1 protein-coding gene is annotated in these 1,232 nt (G+C 50.6%); it reads right to left on the bottom strand.

The window, feature by feature from the left end; translation table 11 throughout:
* The coding region (locus tag KHO41_RS40930) for a hypothetical protein (RefSeq protein ID WP_211958884.1) at positions 1–794 on the bottom strand (794 nt) is incomplete at its 3' end.
* Positions 795–1,232: the final 438 nt, after the last annotated feature.

Here is a 1,232-nt window from a genome sequence, read left to right as displayed (position 1 = left end):
GCGATCGAACTTTGCCAGATCTTCCATTGCGGTCCGCTCATCAGTATGGATTCCATATTATCTCTGACATGCATATAAACATCGTTGTTTTTATGACACAGTAAGACTAGTAAGTGGTTAGGCAAAGGAGACTTTCCCGCGTTCACCCACGACTTGTGCAGTTCACCTCGCACGTCGTGTCCGTCAGCGCCTTTCGGTAGCGCGACTCCGGTCGGGATGAGAGCCTCCTTCATTGCACGCTCAATAAAGAAAAGTGAGTCCCATCTTGCGAGCGCATAGTGAGCCGCTCCATCGTAGATATGGTGCGCAGAGGCTTGGAGGTGTATCACAGTGGTTGTATCAAACCGACTGATTAAATACAGAGCGTTATAAAATTCGTTGTAAGTCTGCTGCAGCAACTCGAGGCTCTTGGTCGACGCGTAGTTAACCGCCTGAGCCGACAGATCGATCACCGCCTCGGTAAAAGGCATTTGACTATTGCGAATTATCGGAAATCGAAGGAGATAAGCGATACCGTTCAATTGATATGCTAAGGCAGGCAAGCAATAAGATATATTTTCTCGGTCGCCATAAAAATTTTTCAGCCAATTGGCAACACTAATTCCTGCGTCATCGTGATCCGATCCAACGTTGATAATAAGGCCATCGTTGGTGATAATATCGGCCGCAGCGAAAAGGACGAGTTGTGGGTCGGTAGATTTGGCCATTACTCGTTGAACGGTAAACTTCATATAGTCGTCAAACCCGCCAGTACCGTCGTTCAGTTCATGTTGTGTAATCTCGATTTTCTGCATTTTCTTTATCCACGATCCCTACTTGTCGAGCAGGTTATTTTGTACGAGCAAGCTTTTCAAAGGGCGGAAAGGCATCTGCCGCCATCCGCTGGCGGGATGGGCGCTGGGCGCCAAGATCGTCCGCTAATACCGGTTAGAAGCTAACGCATCCGTGCGAATGCCCTTGGATGAAAGCACTGGCTCTACGAGATTACGGCGACCACCAGCTAGACTTTAATCGCGCCGGCCACCATTCAGATTCGGAAAAGGGCCACGGGCAGCTTTACGAAGCGAAGTCGACCTTCGAATGTCCGATCGAAGGACAGGGCGGATGTCTCTAGATGGCCGGAGGACTAAACCGCTCGCGCGGTAACCCTCCGGCCAAGCGCGAAGTGACTCAACCGCCAGCGCTGTTTCCTATGTTGAGGACCGAGGCAATTCGCCTCGAGCCTCGACAGG

It is taken from the genome of Cupriavidus numazuensis, assembly GCF_905397435.1.
GTDB lineage: Bacteria > Pseudomonadota > Gammaproteobacteria > Burkholderiales > Burkholderiaceae > Cupriavidus > Cupriavidus numazuensis.
Note: the sequence above shows the minus strand (reverse complement) of the source record. Positions and strands in the feature narration are given on the sequence as shown.